Source organism: Rhizobium sp. PEPV16, from assembly GCF_008919455.1.
GTDB lineage: Bacteria > Pseudomonadota > Alphaproteobacteria > Rhizobiales > Rhizobiaceae > Rhizobium > Rhizobium leguminosarum_Q.
In genome coordinates this window covers 1-6,045 of the sequence record NZ_VSZV01000211.1, presented here as the reverse complement: position 1 = coordinate 6,045, position 6,045 = coordinate 1, and the positions used below count along the sequence as shown (strand labels likewise).

Sequence of the window (6,045 nt, the reverse complement as noted above, 5' to 3'; positions counted from 1 at the left end):
GGGTTTCGACCGACGGCAACAACAACAAGGCCACCGGCCGCACCGACGGTCTGTGGGCCGTCGATACGGAAGGGGCGGCGCGCGCCACCTCGAAACTGTTCTTCCGCGTGCCGGTCGGCGCCGAAATGTGCGGCCCGCTCTTCACACCGGATGACGAAACCGCCTTCGTCGCTGTGCAGCATCCTGGCGATGGCGGCGAGGACTGGCCAGGCCATGGCCGCCCGTCCTATTACGAGGATCTTTCGACCCGCTGGCCGGACTTCAAGCCCGACATGCCAGTGCGGCCTGCGGTCGTCGCCATCACCAAGGTTGGCGGCGGCAAGATTGCGGTCTGATGACAGGAACGCGGAGGCTGCCACCTCGCTGTAAATGCCCCTCTGGCGGCCGGGGATGAGCCCATCTTCCGGCCGCCTGTCGCCGCACCCGTATGTGCGTTATGCAGCTCTCATTTTGAGCACGGGCGTGGCCGTCGTATCGGTGGGGAAACTTAAGGCCATCCCGACGCATTGAGAAGTAGCCTGCTATGGATGCAGGGTTTCTTGAAGCACGGTTTGGATTCCAGATAGCAGCCGCAAAATTGATGGGCAAAAGCGAGGCATAGACCGATCTCCGTCAACTGCAGAGAAATCCGCCTCTGCGAATAAGATCATGATCTCAATCGGGAATGGACGCTCAACCCGGAAAGCAGTCAGCCTCTACCGATGCGCCATCACCGTGATCCACCGCGTCGGCTTACCGTCATAACCGCCGCCGTCGTTTTCCTCGATGGCGATGTCACGCCAGCCGCCTTTTGCCAGAAGCGCCGACAGTCCGTCGGCGGAGGGATAGTTGTAATAACGCCCGAAGCCGTCATAGCCTTCCGCTTCCCCGGCCTTGAAGCTTGCGTGAAGGAGGCCGCCGGGCCTCAGGGCGCGGCGGACACGGGCGAAGACGTTGGGCAGTTCAAGCCTGGGAACATGGAGAAGGCTCGCATGCGCCCAGACGCCGTCGAAGGCGCTGTCGGCGTCGAGCTCCTGGAACAGCATGACCCTGACCGGCCTGCCGATCAACGCCTCCGCTTGTCTTGCAAGCTCGGTCGAGCCATCCGTCGGCGTCACGTCGAAACCCTGCGACAGCATGTAGGCGCTGTCCTGCCCACCGCCGCAGCCGAGTTCGAGGATTGCCGCACCCGGCGCAAGCCCGGCGAGGAAGGCATCGAGCTGCTTCGGCAAGCTGCGCACCCGCTTGGCGTATGTCTCGGCATTTTCCTCATAGAAGGCGGAGGTGCGGTCAAGAGGCATGCTGTTCGGCCGATCGCGGGCGTCGATTGGATTGGAGATGTCTTTCAGGAAGCCGGTCGGCGTCGATGATGTCAATGACGACAATCCCTTCCGACGTCACCCGGTAGAAGGCGACGTGGCGCATGTGAAGGAGGCGGCGAAGGCCCGCGCCGAGTTCGTCGCACTCTTCTCCCATGGAGGGAGCATGCGAAAGAAGCACGAAAATCCTGTCCCAGTCGAGAAGATAGGCGTCTGCCTGCGCCTCGCCGAAATTGAGGCAAGCATATTCGTCGATGCCTGATAGCACGGAGTACGCGGTTTGGGTCAGCCTATAGGTGGTTGTCACGCAGCTTTGCCTTCGTTTCCGATAGGATGTCGGGAATGCGTCGCTCGCTCGGGCCGCTTTCCTCAGCCTGTCTCAGAATGTTGCGCAGTTCTTCGTCGTCAAGCTTATGATGGAGCTGATCCTTCAGAACAAGCTCCGCCAGGAATGCGTCGGCACTGCTGTATCTACCGCTTGCGACACGGTTTTCGACGTATTCCGCCAGATTATCCGGAAGCGAGATCGTCATTTTCGCCATTGGATTCGGTGCCGCCTGCACATGCCGGTTATCAGCCATTCCAGATGCCAGATTATCATTTCCCAGTTTGTGATAGAAGCGTTGTGCGGCGCCGTCGAGGGCTTGGGTCACATGCGGATCAGTCTTTTTTATCGATATAGATGACGCGTTCGAGATCCTTGAAATGGGCGTCGCAGGTCAGGATATCGGCATCGTGGCACTCCGCGGTCGCATAAATGATCGCATCGGCGGTGGCGAGTTTATGGGCTGCCGATATTTCGGCAGCCCGGCGGGCAAGCGTCGTGTCGAGAGAAACAACCATGCATGTCGCGGTATAGGCGATGAAGCTGTCGACGGCTTCCTCGTCCTTTTCTCGTGCCAGCCATTTGGAAAGCTCGAGCTGCACGATCGTCGGAACGATGCATTGATCGCGTTCCGGGATTTCGGCCTGCAGCCGGGTTCCGGCAGCACTTTTCGTCAGCCATTCTATCCATGCGGAACTGTCGATCACGCGCATCAGAAACGGTCGTTCCGGTCGCGGTAATTTTTCTTGTCTGCGCCTTCGGCAATGCCGCGAAGATCGGCAAGCGTCGGGACCGGCATCAGCAATACGCCTTTGCCTTTGGGTATGAACACGAATTCCTGTCCCGCTGACCAGTGCTGTTGTTCGCGCACTTCCTTGGGAATGGAGATCTGGAATTTTGTAGAGAGGGTTGCAGTTGCCATTCTTACCTTTCCTTTATCGATTAGTGGATAGTAAGAATTCGTTGGGCGTCGGTCAATGGCGAGCCGTTTTGGCATTGGTGCTATTTCGGTCGCCAAATGGGAAGTTGACGACGGTTTTTCCCCGCTGACTCGGCCAAAAAACCGGGCGGCGCCCGGTTTCGAAAGAGATCCGCGGATTGCTTAATGGCTGTCGGCTCGAAGAACATCATAGAGTATCGTGCAGATCGAAACGAACTTGGACGCGGGCGGAATAGATCGCGCCAGCCCGGCGGCTTTGCGGGCGAGGCGCAGGGCGGCACCCACCAAGTCGGTGTTGACGCCGCCGTTGCGTGACGCGTCCGCAGTTCAAGCCGGGATAAGGCGCGTCCAGCCGCGCTCATCGTTGGTTACGCCCTTCTGCAGACTGACGAGTTGCTGGCGCAGTTCGCTGGTCAACTTGCCGGTCTGTCCGTCTCCGACCAGAAACTCGCCGCCGGCATGTCGAACCAGGCCGATGCCCGCCAGGACCGCGGCAGTGCCGCAAGCGAAGGCTTCGACGAGCTTGCCGCTGGTTGCGTCCTGCCGCCACTCTTCGAAGGAGTACGGACGCTGCTCGACGCGCAAGCCCTTTTCTTCGGCGAGTACGATCACGGAGGCCCGGGTGATGCCCGGCAGGATCGTGCCGCCAAGGGGCGGGGTCACCATCGATCCATCGTTCATCACGAAGAAGACGTTCATGCCGCCGAGTTCTTCGACCCAGCGATGCTCTGCGGCGTCCAGGAAGACGACCTGATCGCAATCCTGCTTCGCTGCTTCGGCTTGCGCCACGAGGCTGGCTGCGTAGTTTCCGCCGCATTTTGCAGCACCAGTGCCGCCGGCGGCAGCACGGGTGTATTCGGTCTCGACCCATAGGGAGACCGCCTTCGCTCCGCCTTTGAAGTAGGCGCCGACCGGAGAGGCGATGATGCAGAAGACATACTCCTGAGCCGGACGAACGCCGAGAAACGCCTCGTTGGCGAACATGAAGGGGCGAAGGTAAAGACTGGCGTCGCCAGATGGAATCCAGGCCTTGTCAACGCGGACCAGTTCTTCGACCGCCTTCAAGAAGAGTTCTTCGGGCACAGGAGGCATCGCCATGCGGGTCGCCGACTGCGCGAAGCGGCGGGCGTTCTCTTCGGGCCGAAAGAGCAGAATCCGGCCATCGTCTGCCTTGTAGGCTTTCATGCCTTCGAAAATTTCCTGAGCGTAGTGCAGCACGGCGCTCGCAGGATCGAGCTCCAGAGGACGCCTCGGCGTAACCTTCGCATCATGCCAGCCCTTGTCGGCAGTCCATCGTACCAGGACCATATGATCCGTGAAGACCTTACCGAAGCCGGGCGTCTCCAATGCCTGGATGCGGTCGGCATCGGAGACGGGAGACTTGTGGAGTTCGATTTTGATTTCAGGAGAGGTCGTCGTCGCGGTCATTGCTGGCACCTTGATAGTACATTGAATAGTGGCGGCGACACTACTGCCGCCGGGCTGGTCTTGGAAAGGTCTGAATCGGCCGGTTTCGGCTTTGATCAGCGGAATAATCGCTCAATGGGGCTGACGTCGAGCAGCAAATTCCGGATCGAGCGCCTTCCATATTGGCTGGCGTCTACACTTGTCACCATGACAAGAAAATAGGTCAGTATTATTGACATAATTTCCGCCACATGGTTTGTCGGCGATATAGAAAATATGAGGAAACCCCATGCTGAACTGGGACACCATGTTTGCGTCACGCTCGTCGCGCATGCGCGCATCAGAGATCCGCGAGCTCTTGAAGCTTCTCGACCGGCCCGATATCATCTCCTTCGCTGGCGGCATTCCGGATCCGGCGCTCTTTCCCGATCAGGAATTCAAGCAGGCCTATGCCGATATCTTCGACGGCGCCGCCGTCAACGCGGCGCTGCAATATTCGGTCAGTGAAGGCTACAAGCCGCTGCGCGAATGGCTGGTCGGGCAGATGGCGGGTCTCGGCATTCCTTGCGAACTCGACAATGTCTTCATTGTGTCCGGTTCGCAGCAGGGCCTCGATTATCTCGGCAAACTCTTCCTGTCGCCTGATGACACCGCGCTGGTGACGTGGCCGACCTATCTCGGCGCGCTGCAGGCCTTCAATGCCTATGAACCGGCCTATGACCAGCTGACACCGAACGGCAACCGGACGCCCGAGTCCTACCGCGCGGCCGCTTCCGCTGCCGGCGGCAAGGTGAAGTTCGCCTATCTTTCCACCGACTTCTCCAATCCGACCGGCGAAACCGTCGATCTTGACGGCCGCAAGAAGGTCCTGGCACTGGCAGAAGAGCTCGACATCGCCGTCATCGAGGATGCGGCCTACCAGTCGCTGCGTTACGACGGCGATCCGATCCCGCCGATCCTGGCGCTTGAAATCGCCGAGAAGGGCCATATCAACGATACGCGCACGATGTATTGCGGCAGCTTCTCGAAGACGCTGGCGCCCGGCCTTCGCGTCGGTTTCATCGTCGCCAATGCGCCCGTCATCCGCAAGCTGGTGCTGATGAAGCAGGCGGCCGACCTGCATTCTTCGACGATCAACCAGATGGCGATATCAGATGTCGCCGAGCGCGGCTTCGACGCGCAGGTCGCCAAGATCAAGGCCGCCTACAGCCAACGTCGCGACTGCATGCTGGCCGCCCTCGACAAATACATGCCTGAAGGCACCAGCTGGACGAAGCCGGAGGGCGGTATGTTCATCTGGATCACGCTGCCGGAGGGCATGGACGGCGCCAAGCTGCTGGCGAAATCGCTTGAGACCGCCAAGGTCGCCTTCGTGCCCGGCAAGGCGTTCTTCGCCGACGGTTCGGGCGCCAACACCTTCCGCCTCAGCTTCTCCTGCGCCAACGAGCAGATGATCGAGGATGGCATCGGCCGCCTGAGCGCGCTGATCTCGGCCGAGATCGGTAGCTGAGCGTGAGAGGTTGAGGAGAGGGCGTGCCGTGCGGCCCCCTCATCCGCCCTACGGGCACCTTCTCCCCGCTGGGGAGAAGAGGAAGCAAGCCGTAAGCTCTCGCTTCCATAACGAACGCTTTCGAGGAGGCGAGGAGTCGCCACGAATCTCTTCTCCCCAGCGGGGAGAAGGTGGCGGCAGCCGGTTGAGGGGGTGAGCGGCAGAGCCGCGAATGCACGGAGCGCAAGCGAAGGGCAGCATGTGGCATATGCCATGCAGCTCCATAGACTCCCCGTTTTGCAAAACAGCAGGCAGGGCGTCAATCAGAAGATCGTCGTCCAGCCTTCGTTCGCGGTCTCGCTCTTGCCGTAACCGACCCGATCGGCAACGGCGCCGTCGGCATTGCGCAGGATGATGTCGCCGCCCCGGTTGGCAAGCTGCGGGCCGCCGGTTGCGGCATCGAGCGCTATGGTGCGCAGCTCGCCTGCGTTAAGCGATCCCGACAGCGTCTGGGTCCTGCCGTTTTCGTCCTCCAGCTTCCAGCCTTCGAGCGATGCCTCCATATCGGAGCGGTTGATGATCGTCA

The 6,045-nt window shown here is 60.4% G+C and carries 9 protein-coding genes; 2 read left to right on the top strand and 7 right to left on the bottom strand.

Translation table 11 applies throughout. The features are described from left to right. Positions 1 to 335 (top strand): alkaline phosphatase PhoX (locus FY112_RS37465; protein ID WP_246700620.1); only part of this gene is annotated, 335 nt, incomplete at its 5' end. Positions 336 to 695: 360 nt separating this feature from the next. Here the strand turns inward: FY112_RS37465 and FY112_RS06480 are convergent. The 6 genes from FY112_RS06480 to FY112_RS06455 form a co-directional block, all read right to left on the bottom strand. Next, positions 696 to 1,280 carry a class I SAM-dependent methyltransferase gene (locus FY112_RS06480; RefSeq protein ID WP_131628452.1) on the bottom strand — a complete coding sequence of 195 codons (585 nt, stop codon included), beginning with the start codon at positions 1,278 to 1,280 and terminating at the stop codon, positions 696 to 698. Then, positions 1,270 to 1,605 carry a type II toxin-antitoxin system RelE/ParE family toxin gene (locus FY112_RS06475; RefSeq protein WP_017961198.1) on the bottom strand — a complete coding sequence of 112 codons (336 nt, stop codon included), beginning with the start codon at positions 1,603 to 1,605 and terminating at the stop codon, positions 1,270 to 1,272. Before FY112_RS06475 ends, FY112_RS06480 begins: the two co-directional genes overlap by 11 nt. Continuing rightward, positions 1,589 to 1,840, bottom strand: a complete 252-nt coding sequence (locus FY112_RS06470) for a type II toxin-antitoxin system ParD family antitoxin (RefSeq protein ID WP_026158760.1) — start codon at positions 1,838 to 1,840, stop codon at positions 1,589 to 1,591. Before FY112_RS06470 ends, FY112_RS06475 begins: the two co-directional genes overlap by 17 nt. 118 nt (positions 1,841 to 1,958) lie before the next feature. Then, complete coding sequence (locus tag FY112_RS06465; RefSeq protein ID WP_020050731.1) at positions 1,959 to 2,336, bottom strand: type II toxin-antitoxin system VapC family toxin; 378 nt, start codon at positions 2,334 to 2,336, stop codon at positions 1,959 to 1,961. Then, entirely contained in the window at positions 2,336 to 2,545 is a 210-nt protein-coding gene (locus FY112_RS06460; protein WP_017961195.1) for an AbrB/MazE/SpoVT family DNA-binding domain-containing protein, read from the bottom strand. The genes FY112_RS06465 and FY112_RS06460 overlap by 1 nt, the downstream gene beginning before the upstream one ends. Positions 2,546 to 2,890: 345 nt before the next feature. Beyond that, the gene (locus FY112_RS06455) at positions 2,891 to 3,991 is read right to left on the bottom strand and encodes a branched-chain amino acid aminotransferase (protein ID WP_151518003.1); all 1,101 of its coding nucleotides are present in this window, start codon (positions 3,989 to 3,991) and stop codon (positions 2,891 to 2,893) included. 268 nt (positions 3,992 to 4,259) lie between these two features. Between FY112_RS06455 and FY112_RS06450 the strand changes: the two genes are divergently transcribed. Further along, positions 4,260 to 5,480, top strand: coding sequence for a PLP-dependent aminotransferase family protein (locus FY112_RS06450; RefSeq protein WP_151518002.1), 1,221 nt, complete (start codon positions 4,260 to 4,262; stop codon positions 5,478 to 5,480). A gap of 302 nt (positions 5,481 to 5,782) precedes the next feature. Here the strand turns inward: FY112_RS06450 and FY112_RS06445 are convergent. After that, the coding region (locus FY112_RS06445) for a lamin tail domain-containing protein (RefSeq protein ID WP_181018170.1) at positions 5,783 to 6,045 on the bottom strand (263 nt) is incomplete at its 5' end.

Excerpts from the sequence above, each read along its gene's own strand:
- FY112_RS06480 (WP_131628452.1), bottom strand. The coding sequence starts at position 1,280 with ATGCCTCTTGACCGCACCTCCGCCTTCTATGAGGAAAATGCCGAGACA.
- FY112_RS06470 (WP_026158760.1), bottom strand. The coding sequence starts at position 1,840 with ATGGCGAAAATGACGATCTCGCTTCCGGATAATCTGGCGGAATACGTC.
- FY112_RS06465 (WP_020050731.1), bottom strand. The coding sequence starts at position 2,336 with ATGCGCGTGATCGACAGTTCCGCATGGATAGAATGGCTGACGAAAAGT.
- FY112_RS06455 (WP_151518003.1), bottom strand. The coding sequence starts at position 3,991 with ATGACCGCGACGACGACCTCTCCTGAAATCAAAATCGAACTCCACAAG.
- FY112_RS06450 (WP_151518002.1), top strand. The coding sequence starts at position 4,260 with ATGCTGAACTGGGACACCATGTTTGCGTCACGCTCGTCGCGCATGCGC.
- FY112_RS06460 (WP_017961195.1), bottom strand. The coding sequence starts at position 2,545 with ATGGCAACTGCAACCCTCTCTACAAAATTCCAGATCTCCATTCCCAAG.